The organism is Microcoleus sp. Pol8_D6 (assembly GCF_036700965.1).
In the GTDB taxonomy this organism is placed as follows: domain Bacteria; phylum Cyanobacteriota; class Cyanobacteriia; order Cyanobacteriales; family Microcoleaceae; genus Microcoleus.
On the sequence record NZ_JAUBPW010000028.1, the window covers coordinates 1 to 16,694 of the forward strand.

Annotated in this window: 16 protein-coding genes and 2 pseudogenes; 11 read left to right on the forward strand and 7 right to left on the reverse strand. The window is 45.2% G+C overall.

What is annotated here, in order from left to right; all coding sequences use genetic code 11:
* Positions 1–48: 48 nt before the first annotated feature.
* On the reverse strand, positions 49–474 hold the full coding sequence (locus QUA10_RS13335; RefSeq protein ID WP_333083164.1) for a helix-turn-helix domain-containing protein: 426 nt from the start codon (positions 472–474) through the stop codon (positions 49–51).
* A 533-nt stretch (positions 475–1,007) separates the two neighbouring features.
* Between QUA10_RS13335 and QUA10_RS13340 the strand changes: the two genes are divergently transcribed.
* The 3 genes from QUA10_RS13340 (at position 1,008) to QUA10_RS13350 (ending at position 4,683) form a co-directional block, all read left to right on the forward strand.
* Positions 1,008–3,542 carry a hypothetical protein gene (locus QUA10_RS13340; RefSeq protein ID WP_333086276.1) on the forward strand — a complete coding sequence of 845 codons (2,535 nt, stop codon included), beginning with the start codon at positions 1,008–1,010 and terminating at the stop codon, positions 3,540–3,542.
* A 126-nt stretch (positions 3,543–3,668) separates the two neighbouring features.
* Positions 3,669–4,142, forward strand: a complete 474-nt coding sequence (locus QUA10_RS13345; protein ID WP_333083162.1) for a hypothetical protein — start codon at positions 3,669–3,671, stop codon at positions 4,140–4,142.
* Complete coding sequence (locus tag QUA10_RS13350; protein ID WP_333086277.1) at positions 4,129–4,683, forward strand: hypothetical protein; 555 nt, start codon at positions 4,129–4,131, stop codon at positions 4,681–4,683. Before QUA10_RS13345 ends, QUA10_RS13350 begins: the two co-directional genes overlap by 14 nt.
* 87 nt (positions 4,684–4,770) lie before the next feature.
* Here the strand turns inward: QUA10_RS13350 and QUA10_RS13355 are convergent, their stop codons facing one another.
* Complete coding sequence (locus QUA10_RS13355; RefSeq protein ID WP_333083159.1) at positions 4,771–4,953, reverse strand: hypothetical protein; 183 nt, start codon at positions 4,951–4,953, stop codon at positions 4,771–4,773.
* Between QUA10_RS13355 and QUA10_RS13360 the strand changes: the two genes are divergently transcribed.
* The 3 genes from QUA10_RS13360 (at position 4,952) to QUA10_RS13370 (ending at position 5,971) form a co-directional block, all read left to right on the forward strand.
* Positions 4,952–5,122 (forward strand): ribbon-helix-helix domain-containing protein, encoded by a 171-nt coding sequence (locus tag QUA10_RS13360; protein ID WP_333083158.1) that lies wholly within the window; start codon positions 4,952–4,954, stop codon positions 5,120–5,122. The genes QUA10_RS13355 and QUA10_RS13360 overlap by 2 nt on opposite strands.
* Before the next feature lie 83 nt (positions 5,123–5,205).
* Complete coding sequence (locus QUA10_RS13365; RefSeq protein WP_333083157.1) at positions 5,206–5,541, forward strand: nucleotidyltransferase domain-containing protein; 336 nt, start codon at positions 5,206–5,208, stop codon at positions 5,539–5,541.
* Complete coding sequence (locus QUA10_RS13370; RefSeq protein WP_333083156.1) at positions 5,525–5,971, forward strand: DUF5958 family protein; 447 nt, start codon at positions 5,525–5,527, stop codon at positions 5,969–5,971. Before QUA10_RS13365 ends, QUA10_RS13370 begins: the two co-directional genes overlap by 17 nt.
* A gap of 206 nt (positions 5,972–6,177) precedes the next feature.
* Here the strand turns inward: QUA10_RS13370 and lepA are convergent, their stop codons facing one another.
* Positions 6,178–7,992 (reverse strand): translation elongation factor 4, encoded by a 1,815-nt coding sequence (gene lepA / locus QUA10_RS13375; RefSeq protein ID WP_006632512.1) that lies wholly within the window; start codon positions 7,990–7,992, stop codon positions 6,178–6,180.
* Between the two features lie 327 nt (positions 7,993–8,319).
* Between lepA and QUA10_RS13380 the strand changes: the two genes are divergently transcribed.
* The 3 genes and pseudogenes from QUA10_RS13380 to QUA10_RS13390 form a co-directional block, all read left to right on the forward strand.
* The gene (locus QUA10_RS13380; RefSeq protein ID WP_015176471.1) at positions 8,320–8,547 is read left to right on the forward strand and encodes a type II toxin-antitoxin system CcdA family antitoxin; all 228 of its coding nucleotides are present in this window, start codon (positions 8,320–8,322) and stop codon (positions 8,545–8,547) included.
* A gap of 564 nt (positions 8,548–9,111) precedes the next feature.
* Entirely contained in the window at positions 9,112–11,007 is a 1,896-nt protein-coding gene (locus QUA10_RS13385) for an ATP-binding protein (protein ID WP_333083155.1), read from the forward strand.
* A gap of 771 nt (positions 11,008–11,778) precedes the next feature.
* Positions 11,779–12,060, forward strand: a pseudogene (locus QUA10_RS13390) (IS630 transposase-related protein); the annotation flags it as partial.
* A 21-nt stretch (positions 12,061–12,081) separates the two neighbouring features.
* Here QUA10_RS13390 and QUA10_RS13395 read toward each other — a convergent pair.
* Complete coding sequence (locus QUA10_RS13395) at positions 12,082–12,987, reverse strand: IS4 family transposase (RefSeq protein WP_333083154.1); 906 nt, start codon at positions 12,985–12,987, stop codon at positions 12,082–12,084.
* 352 nt (positions 12,988–13,339) lie between these two features.
* Between QUA10_RS13395 and QUA10_RS13400 the strand changes: the two are divergent.
* Positions 13,340–13,915: pseudogene (locus QUA10_RS13400) on the forward strand (IS630 family transposase); the annotation flags it as partial.
* Positions 13,916–14,050: 135 nt separating this feature from the next.
* On the opposite strand, the gene QUA10_RS13405 reads toward QUA10_RS13400, so the two are convergent.
* Complete coding sequence (locus QUA10_RS13405; protein WP_333083153.1) at positions 14,051–14,767, reverse strand: GUN4 N-terminal ARM-like repeat domain-containing protein; 717 nt, start codon at positions 14,765–14,767, stop codon at positions 14,051–14,053.
* Here QUA10_RS13405 and QUA10_RS13410 point away from each other — a divergent pair.
* The gene (locus QUA10_RS13410) at positions 14,766–14,963 is read left to right on the forward strand and encodes a hypothetical protein (protein WP_333083152.1); all 198 of its coding nucleotides are present in this window, start codon (positions 14,766–14,768) and stop codon (positions 14,961–14,963) included. The genes QUA10_RS13405 and QUA10_RS13410 overlap by 2 nt on opposite strands.
* Positions 14,964–15,003: 40 nt before the next feature.
* On the opposite strand, the gene QUA10_RS13415 is transcribed toward QUA10_RS13410, so the two are convergent.
* Complete coding sequence (locus tag QUA10_RS13415; protein WP_333083151.1) at positions 15,004–15,576, reverse strand: hypothetical protein; 573 nt, start codon at positions 15,574–15,576, stop codon at positions 15,004–15,006.
* Positions 15,577–15,848: 272 nt separating this feature from the next.
* Positions 15,849–16,058, reverse strand: a complete 210-nt coding sequence (locus tag QUA10_RS13420) for a hypothetical protein (RefSeq protein ID WP_333066317.1) — start codon at positions 16,056–16,058, stop codon at positions 15,849–15,851.
* Positions 16,059–16,694 lie beyond the last annotated feature (636 nt).

Below are 16,694 nucleotides of genomic sequence, written 5' to 3' on the forward strand. Positions count from 1 at the left end.
GACTAATTATGAAATGGAACCGAAAGATAAAAAATAAAGGCAACTTAGTTAATGCAGTTTAGATGTTTGACAGCTTATTTGATTTTTATCTATATTTATATTCGTTACATTAACAACACAATTTTCAGGTAATAAATCTTTGACTGGTAATTTAGCAGACGACTGAGTTTTATATCCAGCATCCTCAAGCCATTCAGCAATATTTCTCCAGTTTTCTATCTTTTCAATCCCTTTACCCAGAAACGCTTTAACGTATTTATAAATAGTGGCACACAGGTCAGTTTCAACACCCTTGGGATTATTTTTCAGCTTTTCGGCGATTTCAGCGGGACTGAAGCCACAAAGCAACCCCCGCAGATGCAGCTTTTCTACGGGGGTGAGAGGCTTTCCCTTAACGGCGGCCAAGTCAGAGTACAGAGTTTTTAAGTCCCAGCGGCTTTCTGCTTCGACGAAGCGATCGTTTGTGGATGCCATAGATGGGTGTCTCTAAATTTCCTGATGGAATTCTAATATAACTCCTGATATATGTCAGGTTATTACCAGACTCAGCTAGCTTATGATAAGTGAATGCTGAAGCGCAAGTAATGCAATTTACCAGTCAAAATTTTTGTAGGAGAGTTTTTGAGCCGTCACTGACTACAGTTAGCTACCCGACAGGGGAGTAAGGCTGAACTTTGGTAAGTTTCTCGCTTTGACTCTAGTTTCGGCCACTGCCAGTAATTTTTTTAATTTATTTTCTGGTTTTTGCATAATTTTCGGGATTTGCCCCTGATAAATAAATGGGAGGCTGCAATGCGCCTTCTGCAGACTGAGTTCTTTGTGAGTGCGATCGCGACGAAAGCTTTGCTATGCAATAGTTTTGCTTACATAGCAAATACCTGACTTCGCATAAATTTAGGGCGATCGCAGGATCTAAAAATACAGGCTAGCAAGTCATTTTGTCAGAAATGGAGAAAGACTTGTAGCTCGAAGAGGGATAAATCTAGTATTTACACTGAGATTGCAACATGAACATTAATGGAACGTTGGCTGACGATACTCTCAATGGCACCCCCGATGCAGATTTAATATTTGGACAACAAGACTCTGACTTAGTGTTTGGCCGTGATGGAGACGACTTAATCTACGGCAAGCAAGGAGATGACAAGCTATACGGTAATGAAGGTAATGATACCGTCTACGGTGGCAAAGGTAATGATAGCGTCTACGGTGGCAAAGGTGACGATCGGCTGTTTGCTAATGCTGGAGATAACTTGATATACGGCAACGAAGGCGAGGATACAGTTAATGGCGGAATAGATAACGATACAGTTTACGGTGGTAAAGGTAATGACAGCTTGTTTGGCAACTTCGGGGATGACATTCTTTATGGAGATAAGGGAGCAGATACATTAACTGGGGGGAATGGTAACGACACTTTTTTTATTGGTAAAAATACTGGGGGTTCTGAGCTTTCGGATGCCGATTTCATTGTTGATTATACAGAGGGTGAGGATGTAATTAAGTTAAGGAACGATCTTACCTTTAATGACCTCAAGATTTATGTGGGTACAGGGGTTAATGCTGGCTACACGATTATTCAGGATGAGTTAACAAGGCAATATTTGGCAGTTTTGGAGGGTGACGCCAGATTGACTATTGCTGATTCTAGCGGGATTGTGAGTCTGACACCTGCGCCTTTGCCGACTCCGACGCCTGTGACGACTCCGACGCCTGTGACGACGCCTGCACCGACACCTGCACCGACGCCTGCACCGACACCTGCACCGACTCCGACACCGGAGCCCACACCTGCACCGACACCTGCACCGACACCGGAGCCGAAGCCTTCAATCACCCCAAGTGCAACGACTCCGACACCTGTGACGACTCCGACGCCTGCGCCGACACCTGTGACGACACCGACGCCTGTGACGACACCGACGCCTGTGACGACACCGACGCCTGTGACGACACCGACGCCTGTGACGACTCCAACTCCTGCGCCGACTCCAACGCCTGTGACGACTCCAACGCCTGTGACGACTCCGACGCCTGTGACGACTCCAACTCCTGTGACGACTCCGACACCTGTGACGACTCCGACACCTGTGACGACTCCGACGCCTGCACGTGTAAAACCGACAGCGTTTGATGAAAAATTCTATTTAATGATGAATTACGATGCAACCAAGGCTATTTCTACTGGGAGCGTAAAAAATGCTTTGGAACACTACGAAACTGTAGGTAAAGTTGAAGGTCGCGCCAGTGCCCCTTCTTTTGTGAGCACTTTTAACATTGAATTCGACTATCGGTTTGATACGACTGGGTTTTTCAAGAATAACCCCAACCGTCAAGCTGTTTTGGAATCCGCAGCTACCTACTGGGAATCTGTCATTCAAGATGAATTTGAAAACATTCCCCTTGGCACTAAACTTTCAGTGCAGAATCCTTCTACACAAGAGATAGAGACTGTGGTTTTAGATCGGGAAATTGACGATTTTCTGATCTTTGTAGGCGCTGGTCCTATCAATGCTGCGGGGATAACTTACGGGTATTCCGATCCAAAAGCTTTCCGCGATCGAATCGACGGAGTAAATTACAAACCTTTTGTAGCGAGTATGGCTTTTGATACTAATATCTCCTATTTGGTCGATTCAACGCCATTTGACTTTACTGACACTCCGAGCGAACCTGGCACTCCTAATGCTTTCGGTGGTGTTAACAGCCTTTTTATTAGTGCAGCGCACGAAATACAACACGCACTGGGGTTTTCTAATGGGGTACCAGCTTTCAGTGCGCGAATAAATGGAAGCTCTTTTGACGGCCCCAACGCCAGGGCTGCTAATGGGGGGAATCCTATGCCTCTTCAACCCGCTCCTGACTTATCTCATTTAAGAAGTATTGTGAGCAGTGGTGGATTGCCCTCTCTTCTGGGTGACGGTGGCGGTGCAGGGTTATCAATCCCCACTAAAGTTGACTTGTCACTGTTGGCGGATATTGGGTACACATTTGACGGATTTACTGTTCAAGATTCAACGCCAACCGCTGCAACTGAGGGAGATGATAAAGTCCTTGGCACAAGTTTACCTGATACTCTCAACGGTTTAGGTGGTAACGACATCATCAACGGTGTAGCTGGCAATGATAGCCTGATTGGAGGTGCTGGCAATGATACGAGCAATGGTGGCGGTGGCAATGATATCCTCGTCGGTGGTGATGGTAATGATATCCTCATCGGCGGCAGTGGCAATGATAGCCTGATTGGCAGTGCTGGCAATGACAACCTTACTGGTGGTGATGGTCAGGATACTTTTGTATTTGGCGATGCTAATGGTCAGGATAATATCAGTGATTTTGTTGTGGCTGATGACAAGATACAGCTAGCTGCTAGTCTTGGTTTTAGTGACGGAGCGGCTGCTTTTGCTGCTAGTGGAAACTTCTTCAATGGCCCCAATACTTTTACTGGAGCGCTGTTTTCTCGGATCACTCTCAGTCCTGGGAATACGATCCAAGTGCTTCACACTCAACCTCTGACGGCGGCTAATATCATTATTTTCTAATCTCGTCTTCAGACAAGTTTAGATTAAGTGCGATCGTCCTTTTGCTCCAAAAGTGCGATCGCCCTCCTAAAATTAGTTAATGGTATAATCATCAATCAAATACCATTTAGGAGTAAACCAATTATTTTGAATAATGGGACAGATACTTCTGAAGACACTCCAGAAATTATAGAACAGGATATAATAGACCAAACGATTGAAGTAGGAAGTGGTTGTGACTGGAGAGGCAGTGGAGTAGAACCTCAGTGGCATAATCCAAAATCCATCAAAGCCTACGACCATATCGATCGCCATCATGGCCCTAAACTGAAACCCCTTAATTTTAGAGGCAGGGCGGCATCCAAAAATCAGCCTCAAGGCCAGTGGCTAAATGCTCAAGACTGGGTAAAAGCTGAACAAGTCACACCGAAATATCCCGGTCGTTACATTATAAATTTCAAGCGTTATATTGGGAAAGTTCACTATCCAGATGGAACAATAATTGAAAATGTTACCCATGCTTTTATTAAAAGGAAACCAGATGGAACATTCAAATCTGCTTATCCTGTTCTCAATGATGCTACGCTGTCCTCATTAGATAGGAGCGATGATGATGAATAACTATAGCAATTTTACAATTCACCTAGAAGAACCTAATGGCGAAAAATATGCTGACGCACCAGATGACACATTAGGAGAACTTTCGCATTTTGAATTAGGCCTGAAACTATTTTGCTTTGAATGCGATCGTCTAGTCTCAATAGAAATCGGTGAAGAAAAACTAAACGTTTTTTTAGACCCCGATATTTGTATGCTGCTAGAAGATGAACTCCCCAAAAAACTGAGTGAGTTATCCCAAGGAAAACCCATCAACATAGAATTTGTTGAAAGTGTTTGCATCACTCTGGAATTACAGCCCTTAGCCAAGGATCGAATTAGCTGTAATTTAAAAAAATTTGGATATTTATCTCCAAACCAGTTTACCCTAAAATCCAGAAATCAACATTTTGAACTGAATAAAACTCAAGTCATAACAGAGTCAAAGGAATTTGTCGAACAACTTATGGAAATGGCTCTAAATGGCAGCTATATCACCCTCGAAGAAAAGCAAGAATTCCTGATGCCACTCCGCGAAATTGCTCCTGCTTCGGCTATCTCGTAATTAAGTGCGATCGCCCTTCACGTCCAAAAGTGCGATCGCCCTCAATAATTTGACCGTTAACTTATCAAACACCCTCCCTCAAAAAAGTTATCCTCGGCGAGAGGGTAAATCAAACACCACTTCAAATCGGATGTTGGGCACTCGTTGCCGAAACAACTGAAGATGTCCCTCCGCATCCGATCGGCTGCGATAGCGACCGAAGATCGCCCATTGCAAGCTGTACTGCCGAGGTGGCACAATAGGGGAAACTTCCAACAGATTGCAAGGCATGAGCGACAGCGAGCGGATTTCAGTGGTTTTGCCAACACAGGCTAAAAAGGATCTCGAAAAGTTGTGCGATATCGAGAAGCGATCGATCTCCAACTTTGTCTACCTTCTGATTCAAGAGGCGATCGACCAAGCAAAAGCATCCGGCAAGCTCAAATCAACAGATGACTGAAACTAAAACTTGATTTATCGTGCTTAATTTTTAAATCGAGAAGTGCGAAAAAACTCGCCTACTGCAATGCTAATATTCATTAAATGAGAGGTGTAAAAACATGGCAAGCAGGCATATCTCCAGAAGATGCCAGGAGAATTCAGAATGCAGCAGATCGCACAAAACAAACCATCATAGTTGTGGGCAGTCGAGCAAACGGGACAAGTACGCCAACTTCTGACTGGGACTATATAATGTTAGGTAACTCTCGGCAGCGGCATTCAGCTCGCAGTTCCGTCCCTCGCGGTACAAGTGGTGGCGAAATTAATAGTTCAGGTCGAGAAACGGGAATCGATATTTTTACTGGCCCCCTCATCTCAGGAGAACCTCACGTTATATTTGAGCCAGACTTAGGAGAGGCAAATGAATCTAGCCGATGAAATTACAATCAATCAAATTCAACAAGAATTAATTAGCCAAGAAGATGCAAAAAAGTGGTTTTTAAGCTTTCCAACCGAATACCAGCAGGAAATATTACAGCGGCTATCCTACATGACCCTCCAAGCAGGGGCGCGAAAAGAAGATGTTTCCCTAGCTATTGCCAAATCAAAACTTCGCCCAACTTACACCCCTTGTGTGTTGCTGAGTAGAGGGCGATTAAAAGAACAAATAGCAAAGCTTTTGAAACTGCCGCCCTCAGAATCTATCAAAACCTTTTTCCTGTTAATCAGTTTATTGGCAATTGCCGATGCGCGCAGGTACTGCAAATATTGTCAAGATGGCTGTAGCCACTGGTGGCATCGCGATTTGAGCGATCGCAAAGTGGTAGATGAAATTCAGCGCGAGTTTCAACAAAGTATTCTTGTTTAAGCTGTGATGCGAGCGGGCGATCGCCACTCACGCTGCAGCCTTATTCTGATTTCCACAGGGACGGGCAAGATGCCCATCCCACAATCAAACTGACTCTTCGCTTCACAGGCATCTTGCCTGTTCTAGATGACTGCAAATAACTACAAGAAAAATGACTCTTTGTGGAACAGGCCCGAAAGCCTGTTCCTGACAAAAAGCCACACAGATTACGAATCCCGATCGAGCTTCAGCACAGCCATAAAAGCTTCCTGCGGTACATCCACAGTACCCACAGACTTCATCCGCTTCTTACCCTTCGCCTGCTTTTGCAGCAACTTCTTCTTCCGCGAAATATCACCGCCGTAACACTTCGCCAACACATCTTTCCGCAAAGCCGGAATGTGTTCCGAAGCAATCACCTTCGCACCAATTGTCGCTTGAATGGGAACCTTAAATTGATGACGAGGAATCAACTCCTTCAGTTTTTCAGTCAAGCCGCGGCCCACATTGTAAGCCTTATCGCGGTGTACGATCATCGCCAAAGCGTCAACCGGATCGCCATTAATTAAAATGTCCATTTTCACCAACGGATTTTCGCGATAACCGATGAGGTGATACTCCATGCTCGCATAACCGCGCGATCGCGATTTCATCTGATCGAAAAAGTCAGTCACCACCTCCGCCAAAGGCAACTCGTAAACCAGCGTAGTTCTGCCTTGACTCAGATACTTCATATCCATAAAAATGCCCCGCCGACTTTGAGACAGTTCCATCAGCGCGCCCACATAAGTTTCTGGCGACAGCATTTCTACCCGCACATAAGGTTCCTCAATTTTCTCGCGATACTGAGGATCTGGCAAGTGGCTGGGATTGTCAATTGTTAACACTTCTCCTTTAATTGTTGTGATTTGATAAACCACAGAAGGAGCCGTAACAATCAAATCTAAATTGTATTCTCTCTCCAGTCTTTCTTGCACAATTTCCATGTGCAGCAAACCCAAGAAACCGCAGCGGAAACCAAATCCCATCGCACTCGAAGTTTCTGGTTCGTAAGAAAGCGCCGCATCGTTGAGTTCGAGTTTTTCTAAAGCTTCCCGCAAATCTGGAAATTGGTCAGCATCGATCGGGAACAAGCCGCAAAAAACCATCGGTTTGGCTTCTGTATAACCCGGCCAAGGCTCCGGTGCCGGTTTTTTGACCAAAGTAATCGTATCGCCAACGCGAGCATCAGCTACGGCTTTAATTGCAGCGCCCAGATAACCAACTTCCCCCGCGTGCAGTTCGTCTACTTGAACTTGAGTCGGTGAAAGGATGCCCAATTCATCTATGACATATTCCTTACCCGAAACCATCAACAAAACTCGATCGCCCTTTTTGACACTTCCGTCCATCACCCGGAAATACACAATTACGCCCCGATAAGGGTCGTAATAACTGTCAAAAATTAGCGCCCTGAGCGGTTTATCAACAGTATCCTGCGGCGGTGGCACCAATTCGACGATCGACTCCAAAATCTCATCTATACCAATTCCTTCCTTAGCCGAAGCCTCAATCGCCCCGCTACAGTCCAGACCGATAATTTCTTCAATTTCCCCTTTTACCCGTTCCGGTTCTGCCCCCGGCAGGTCAATTTTATTTAAAACAGGAATAATTTCCAGATTGTTTCCCAAGGCAAGGTAGACATTTGCCAGGGTTTGTGCTTCCACGCCTTGAGATGCGTCTACCACCAGCAGCGCCCCTTCGCAAGCAGCGAGCGATCGCGACACCTCGTAAGAAAAGTCCACGTGTCCGGGAGTGTCGATCAGATTCAGCACGTACTCCTGACCGTCCTTGGCAGTATAATTCATCCGAGCCGCTTGCAGCTTGATCGTAATGCCGCGTTCGCGTTCGAGATCCATATTGTCTAAAAACTGCTCCTTCATCTCCCGTGCCTGCACAGTCCCAGTCGCCTGCAACAGGCGATCTGCCAAGGTCGATTTTCCGTGGTCGATGTGAGCAATAATCGAAAAATTACGAATGCGAGATACAGGGACGTTAGTCATGTTTTTTATCGAAGAGCTAATCGGCAAAGGATACTTTTTGTTGTATGATTACACAAGCAAGAGTAGAGTGCTTACTTCAACCTCTTACTGGGGATTGAGATGAAACCACAACTGAGGCAAACCTCAAGAGTATCAGTTATTACCCATCAAGTGTCCGACCGAGCCCGGATACCCAAAAGGAAAAAACTTTTCTCTGTCTCATTGTACAGAAAGCTGTTAAGCGGTTGAGGAAAGGTGGGGTGCAAATCAGGGACTGCAAATATCTAGTCCAGTCGCTTGTCATCAAAAGAATTGAAACCTAAGAATTAAAACTAGGATTTTTTAACTATGAGCCAGTCAAGTATACCCTCCCACAGTTCGTCAGAAAAAGTGGAACTATCTATCCATATAGATTCTGAACTGCTAGACCAAATTAAGCACTTGACGAATGACCCCAGTAAAGTCATTGAAACAGCAATCAAGCAGTGGCTCAGAGGCGAGCGCCGCGAAGACGAGCTGGCTCTGAGTTTACGCCGCAACCCCCCAGTCCCGCCGCGTGGTGAATGGAACGACTGAGGTACTCTCGCCCCAGACGGCGCGCGCAAATCTGCAGGCTGTGAAATTTAGAGCGCGCGGGCGAGCTCCTGCAGATTTCGTGGCTAAAGCTACAGGTGGTGGGCGAGTGAACTCGGCTAAATCACAACCTCGGAACTATTCCAGGTGAGTGAAAAAATGCGTGAGCCATTCCCGCACAAGAGTTGTTCGCAGCCTCATATTTTGGCGTAATTTTCACACTTGATAGTTAATCGGTGCAGATTCCTAATTTCTCAATCTTAATTTTTATCTTTAAATTACCCAAAACGGCTGAGAACGAATAGTTTTGAGTTTTGAGTTGAGTTCAGAATTAACGAATTAACATTTTATGAACTCATTAATCACTCAAAAGTCAATAGTAGAAGCCTAAAATTATTGCAAATTGTGAGCTTTGATAAATTAATGTTTTAATTAAGAAGCCAACAACTTTTTAAGTGATTAATCACTCACAAATTAACAGTAGAAGCCAAAAACAATGGGGACTCTTGAGTTCTTTATTAAAAACTCAAGAATCCAAAAGCCGAACTACTTTCATCCCCTACTCTGATGGACTCTAACACAGATTTCCGGCGATCGAGCCTCGCCTCTACAGTTTTTTTTCAAGAGTTAGGAGCAGAATTAGTATTTACCCAAGACGCCTCTGGTCGATATCTATCTTTTTACTGGCAAAAAGCCGAACAGTACAACCTTACAGCAGAACAAATTGTCGATCGCCCCCTCAGCGAAACCCTGCAACCCATCCCCCCTGCGCCTTATCTCGATATCCTGCGGCGGGCGCTCGAAACCCTCGTACCGCAACGGTTCAGCTATCAATTTTGCCACGCCGGACAATATTTTATCTTCGATTTGACACTCACTCCGGCGATCGACTCAAACGGCAAAGCTACAAAAGTCTTAGTTATGGGAAGGCTGCTGTCTGACAAACCCACAGACAGACGGCCCGACTCCCCAGAATTCATGCTATATCGACCTTTGCCATCCCCCTTGGACGCCCGCCAACAAATGTCGCTTCCAGCGAGCCGTATCCCCGGTCGATCGCTCCCTCCGTACTCGGAAATCGATCGTAAAGTCATCTCCCAAATCGCTCAAAACCTGCACAAAACCCTCGATTTAGCCACCATTTGGCAGCAAACTGTTAACAGCTTGGGTCAAGTTTTAAACGCGAGTCGCTGCATCATCTGTTCGTACAAAAAAGACAGCGAAAATCTCGAAACCTCCCCCTTCCTTGCCTCCGAAAATCAGCAAAAATCGACCGCTGCAGCCGAATTACAACAGTCAATAGCTAGCTACCCTTCGCCCCCGCTTTCCCCAACTCAAATCGAAAATCTCCAATCGAAAACTTTTAAAGTAGTAGCTGAATACCGCCAAGAAGCTTACTCTTCTATGCTGGGAGTAGAACTGCGCGCAGCCGAACAGCCCGGATGGATTCAAACTTTAGCCACCTTAAAACCAGTAGCAGTCGATTACGCCTCCCCCGCCACCGATCCCTTCCACCGCCATTCCGTGCTCGTAGCAGCTACCTCCTATGAAGACCAACCCAATGCACTGATATGTTTGCACCGCTGTGGCAGTTCCCCGAAATGGAGTCCAGTCGAACTCGAATTCGCCCGCGAGTTAGTCGCTCAAGTCGGCAGTGCGATCGCCCACGCTACACTTTACCAAGAATTAGAACAGGCCCGCGCCGAAGCCGTAGCTCTTTCCCAACTTAAAAGTCAATTTCTTGCTAATACTTCTCACGAACTCCGCACCCCCCTCAACGGCATCCTCGGCTTCCTAAAACTGCTTATGGACGGCATGGCAGATGACCCCGAAGAAGCGCACCAATTTATCGAAGAAGCTTACCGCTCAGCAGTACATTTGTTCAATGTGATTAACGATATTTTGGATGTCGCTAAAATCGAAGCTGGCAAAATGGAGTTAGACCTCGCTCCCGTCAAACTCGGTGAACTGTTGCAACAAGTTGAGAATTTTACACGGGTTCAAGTCGAGCAAAAGCGATTGCAATTTCAAATCCAAAAACCCCCTGTGGAGGACGAGATTATTGTGTACGGCAACTACCAACGCCTGCTTCAGGTAATCTTGAACCTCACGGGCAATGCGATTAAATTTACCGGGGAAGGAGGAATTCGCATCAGTGCCGAGGTTATTAAGAAAAAGGTGACTGTTCACAACCAGCAGTTCCCCGGAATGGTGAAAATCCGAGTTGCTGATACTGGCATTGGGGTTTCTCTCGACAAGCAGGATAAATTATTTGAGTCGTTTTTTCAGGTAGACGGCGCTCGTACCAGGCAATACGGCGGCACTGGTTTGGGATTGGCTATTTCTCAAAAACTGGTAGAAGCAATGGGGGGTACAGTAAATTTTTACAGTATGGGGGAAGGACTCGGAGCTACTGTTACTTTTACTGTCCCGCTTTATCAAGAACCACTATTTAAAAATTAATCATAAAAATTTACACGGGATGCGGGAAACGAGCGTGGCTTTAGCCCGCTCGTGGAAAGCGAATCGGCGGACTTCAGTCAAGAGTGTTTTTCTTTGTTGCTATTTCTGTTGAAATGTTGTATTTTTGTCGCAAACTGAGTAATAATACCATCTACGTGTTGAGACATCCTAGAGGGGGACAAATCCCCGCCCCTGGAAACAACGGTCAAGTGTAAGTCTTGATGACAGTATGACAGTAAAGGGCAAATAATAGCAGGTTGTTGAGCCTACCGCATCTTGGCAAGCGTGATGGACTCAGAAAGTGTCAAAACAATAAAAGTAGCTAGAAACCTAAATTAAATTTGGGTGACTAAGTAGACGACATTTGACGGTCGTAGCGGGAATAATCTTTAAAGTTTATTCTCTCAGCAGAATCGAGCGTGGCTTTAGCCCGCTTGAGTGTCAATCCTTATTCAGCAAGCCCTACATAGAGGATTGCATTTATCACGGCATAAATCGATACTGTGCGAGGACACCGGGCGCAAGATTCTGGAAACAGGTCTGCTATTAGTTCCCACTGTTCCCACGTCAAGTTGTTAGGATATGCTGCACGTCCTTTGCTCACAAAGTGCTGTTATCTACAAATCTCAGCTTAAGCTTTGTGAGCTTTCTTACAATAGCCTCCCACTTTTAAAACATCCTCTAACTTATAATCATTTCAAATAAGTATGAGAGTATGAGACTATTTAAAAATGAGGTAAAATTAATAAAAATAGTGAACCAGTTAGGAAAATGTCTTACAGTATTGATTTGAGAAAAAGAGTAGTGGATTATGTAGAAAATGGCGGTCATATCGCTCAAGCAACCGGAATTTTTCAGGTAGGGAGGGCAACGATATATCGGTGGCGGGGTCGGACAGACCTGAGAGCCACCCAGGTAAAAAGACGTAAGAGAAAGCTAGATTGGAAAGCCTTAGAAAACGATGTAAAAGAGAACCCAGATGCCAGATTAATCGACAGAGCCAAGAAGTTTGGGGTCAGGCCAAGTGCCATATCGTATGCTCTTAAAGAAATGCTGGGGGGGTGACAAAGAGGTCTACGAGATAGACTGTATAAGGGTTGCGGCCCGCATACCTTGTTGATAAAAGCGGCGTTTATTTCGAGTTAACTTCATTAACTGTTCTACCTCGTCAGAATATTGTTCGAGATAATTGACCCACTTTTCTCCATCTAAACCAACACCAAATGTACTCCGTCTTCGATATCTTTTTTTAGGTTCTTTGCGACGAGATACATATTTTTGTACCTGCTTTTTTTTCAGTTCAGTGCCTTGAAATATTGCTGAACTGTACGCAAGTGTCATGAGCAAAATCATGTTAATAAGTCGCTCTCCTTTTAAGCTGGTTCCTTCAAGATCGTAGCCTCCTGTTTTACAGTCTCGGAACATTTCTTCAATACCCATCCGCTGCTTATAAGCATTGATAGCTGCTGGCAATGACCCTAAATCTGTGAGTATAAACCACGCTTCATCAACCTTCCATCCCCCGTAGTTCCTTTTCCACTTACAAGCAAGATCAAATCCGGTCGCAGATCGATTTTTCCTCACTCTTTTACCTTGAAAATATAAAGAACTTCCTGGTACTATTCCTAATTCATCTAATTGTTGCCAAACTAAATGTTCCGTTTCGACACAATGATTCTTTTTCAGTCTTAAACAAAAAGATACACCCTTTTCTATCAGCCAGTTTCCCAAATCGACAGAACAAAATTCACGGTCTCCTAAAACGATGACTTTATATTCTAAAAATAATGGTAAAACTTGCTGTAAATTGGTTGTTTGTGACTCGAAGTTACTGTTTCCCAATTTAGGCAACAGTGACCAGTATAATGGAATTGCTCTTCGCTCCCAGCTCAGGCTAACCATAAAGAGATTAATGCGCCCCCATTGACTGCGGTCGATTGCAATTGATAAAGTTTGACCAACACGGCAATAAATAATCAACCAATAAGTAATTAATGAATGGGAACCAAATTAGTGAGATAGTTAAGTGAGGAAAATCGAGAAACCTTTGTAGTTTTCTACGCTGACTTTCTGTTGTAATTGGATAGGGAAATACCCGCGATAGCCGTTCTAATCTCACTTGTTTTTCTGATTGTATCAAGGGTAACAAGATTCCAATCAGTTTAAATTGAGCTGAACTTAGTTGTTTTTTTAAATGAATGAGGTAGAATGTTGGTATCATTATTTTTGAGATAAGCCAGCGTGTAACAATTATGCTGCCTATCTTTTTTGAGCAGCGGATTGGCTCAATCCATACAAAGGTATGGGTTTCAGCCTGGTTGTTACCCCCCAGAAAGAAATGAAAATTACTCGAAAAAAACACCACGGGGTTATCACGAAAGAAACCGAGAAGAAAGAATACACTACTACAGATATCTCCGAGAGTTAATTAAAGTATCGGGAAGTCAAATTCTGGTTTTTATTGATGAGTCAGGATTTGAAGAGTTTCAAGATTGTGCATTAGGCTGGTCAAAAAAAGGCAAAAAAATCTGGGGTGAAAAGTCAGGAAAACGGGGGAAAAGAGAAAATTTAGTAGCTGGAAGAAGAAAAGGAAAAAAGGACTTAATTGCCCCAATGGTTTTTACGGGCAGCCTCAATGCAGAAGGTTTTGAAGGGTGGTTATCTTTATATTTATTACCCTCTCTGACCAAGCCATCTATCTTAATCATGGATAATGCACCGATTCATCGAAAAACAGCCATTCGCGAACTGGTAAAGGAAACGGAGCATCAAGTTCTTTTTCTTCCAAAATATTCTCGCCTATCTGAACGATATTGAACACGATTTTAGTGCCTTAAAGCGAGCTAGAATGTATGCTCCTCCTGGCACATCTTTAGATGAACTCATCTGTGCCTACTGCGCTCAATAGTGTCTCTTTTTTATTTGAAATGACTATATCTATGTTTTGACGCGGTTGTTACCGTCAGATCCCACACCTCCTCACCAACAAATGTCGGGCTGAACATCCAGCCCGGCCCGCATTCTCCAAAAGCCCCAAAACCATTCACTTCAACCAGGCAGGATGAGCCATCAAAGCTGCAAAAGGCTGCACTCCCCGCAACTGATTCGACAGCGGCAAATGACCCCTCGGCGCGCTCAAATCCCAAATAAACTCTTGCGGATACCGCGTCCAATTATTCCCTTTCTTCCAGCCAATTAGCGGCCACAACTTATCCCAATTCTTCCCCGAACCGAGCCAAATTTCCCGCTGCACCGAAAAGCCAAATTTGCCTTCGGAATGAACTTTCCACAGCGTATTAATTGTTTGCAAATCCGCCACGGGCAAACTCTCAACTTGCGTAAAATACAGCCACTTTCTCACGGAAGCTGTATCACCCGCCAATTCACAAAGCTTGTCTAAAGTCAAGCGATCGGCTTCTTGAAATTCCTGTAACGCCAATAATTGTTGCAGCGGAGTGTAATCAATGTTAGAGTCCGATCGCAGCGGCACAACCCCAGTCGGAAAATTCGCTTGCAAAAACTCCGTCGCTTTCGGAGAATTAGCACTGTAAAGAATTTGGTAAGCCTTACCCATTACCGCAGTCGGTGCCTCTGACTTGCGCTCTAATAAAAATTCCATCAATACATCCCAACCGGAATCTGCTATTTGTTGTTGCAGCAGTTGCAGTTGAGCTTTTTCCGAACCAGACCTCAACTGAGAGCGGAGTTCGGCTGTATCGGCCGCCGAGTCTAGAGGAGAAGTAGAAATCGAGTCAGTCATGAGAAACTATCAGCTATCAGCTATCAGCTATCAGCTATTAGCTGAAGCCCTGGTTTTCCCCCATTGTACAATGGTACTGACTCGGATTCACTTCTCTGTACTCGGATGCCTGCGCGCCACGCTGCCTAGTTTAGCCGATCGATCGCCCGTACACTTTTCGCCAATGGCAGCAATAGCAAATAAGTCTACCATCTGAAATTTACACTCGATGCCATGTCAAAGAGTTTTTCTTGAACCTAGTCGTCCACGATCGAAACCCATGCAGAGAACGAAGGCGGAAAAAAGTTTATGTCATATTCCGAGTCTTCCCACTCTTTGACCCACAGCGGGACGGCGCCGGGGCGAGGAGTTTCAGAAAAGGTGCGTTCTTTGACTTTGATCGAGTGAAATAGCTGTTTTAAAGTATCTCCCCGATCCAAAGCTTCGCTAAGGATGTCGTCCAACTCAGGATCGACCCGTTTGACACGGTTTTTGTCCTCCTCCAGCCACAGAAGTTTCAAAGACTTCAGATCTCTCGGACTGAGGATGCTCTTGTAGTAAACGCGCTTAAGGGTCGCTACAGGCTCCAATGAGCGTTCGATCCGGCGAATTTGCTGAACTCGCAGGTAGTGCCATTCCGCTAAACGCTTGCTTTCCGAAGGCGGGAGGGTGCCCTTGCCCGCTGCGTGTTTGTAGTCGTATTTAATCAAACTGCAAGCCATATTGGCTAGCAGATGAATTAACTGTTTTTCTTTGGGTGTTGCCTGACGCCGTTCCTGGGTTCTTGTCAATACGCGCTGTCTGCGGGTAGTTTCGAGAGTATTTTCCATTGGGTTTTTACGAGATGAAATACGATTGTGCCAGATCCAAATCCCGAACATCAGAAGGTAAGGAAGTTGATAGGCGGGGAAACTCCACCGACAGACTCGCCTTACCTATTTATTTTCCCATCCACCGTTCTCTGAAACTGATCCCCACCCCTGGGATTAGGTAGACTGATCTTGGGATCGAGTTTTAACCGCCTCGATCAGAGGCGGTTGGGACCACAAGCACCACAACTACAACCACAACCGCATCAGAGCGAACCACACAATAGCGCCAATTATTTCCTGCCTTTACGCGTTTTTACCTCTTCTTGCTCCCCATCCTCATTCGTTCCAGTGTAGTTAAAGTCGGGACGACTCTCCCAAGCCGTCAAACTGCTGGCTGATGAATGTTGTGGGGCGATCGCTAAAGCGCTGGTGCTGCCTGCCTGGAAAAAGCCGAAGCCAGCCGAGGCAATTACCCCTAATACTAAGATGCTGTTTTTCATGTTCGATGACCCTGATTTCCGTAGATTGACACTTTTTGGCTAACCCGATCTGTCAGAAATGGGTTGATGCAATAGCCCACTTGTCTTCTGATAAATCTGCCTGCCATAATCAATTCAGACAGGCACACCCGCTTGTGATCGGAACCGCCGGAAGTGACGTGTTACTAATGTCCACGATCATCCATCAACCCGAATTTTTTGGGTAGTGGAGCGAAAGCCATCAGGGCGTCGATCCATCAGGGAGTTATGCCATCAGGGTGCTAATCCATCGGGTAGTTAAGCCATCAGGGCGCATCTTCTACAATTAGCCACCGACTTAACTTTTATAGTTGAGCGAGTGGTTAGCCTGGTACTGACAAAGCCTTTAAGAATTAAACTTTTTGTGGATGCATCCTGAAAAGTTTGTTCTGAGGAATCCCCAAACGCGAAAGCCCGGGGAAAGTCAGCAGCATGGAATTCCATGCAATCTAAGTCAACTAAAAAAACGCAGATTAACGATATCTCCCACTCAAGCAGTCCTCAGCCAAACGCTGGGGTTTTTTATTGGCAGCCATTGCTCAGTCTTTTCCTCCGGCATCCGGCAGGCGGAGCTAAAGGCAGAAGGTTGACGGCGCTGTGGTTAGGAGTTTCCCTGCC